This is a genomic window from Serratia nevei, assembly GCF_024160145.1.
GTDB lineage: Bacteria > Pseudomonadota > Gammaproteobacteria > Enterobacterales > Enterobacteriaceae > Serratia > Serratia nevei_A.
Genome location: NZ_JAMYWQ010000159.1, coordinates 1 through 431 on the forward strand (window position 1 = coordinate 1; position 431 = coordinate 431).

The 431-nt window shown below is 60.8% G+C and carries 1 rRNA gene; it reads right to left on the reverse strand.

What is annotated here, in order from left to right:
* Positions 1 to 431 (reverse strand): 16S ribosomal RNA (locus M6G53_RS25225); the annotation flags it as partial.

The following is a 431-nucleotide window of genomic DNA, read 5'->3' on the forward strand; positions in this document are numbered from 1 at the left end:
CCTCTATCCATCCCGTCAATTCCTTTGCGTTTCAGCCTTGCGGCCGTACTCCCCAGGCGGGGTACTTACTGTGTTAACGACGGCACCGAAGGGGTCGCTCCCCCCGACGCCTAGTACCCATCGTTTACGGCGTGGACTACCAGGGTATCTAATCCTGTTTGCTCCCCACGCTGTCGCGCCTCAGCGTCAGCAACGGCCCAGCTGGCCGCCTTCGCCACCGATGTTCTTCCCGATCTCTACGCATTCCACCGCCACACCGGGAATTCCACCAGCCTCTACCGTGCTCGAGCCTGACAGTCTCGAAGGCAGTCCAGCGGTTGAGCCGCTGAATTTCACCCCCGACTTATCGGGCCGCCTACGCGCCCTTTACGCCCAGTAATTCCGGACAACGCTTGCCACCTACGTATTACCGCGGCGGCTGGCACAAAATG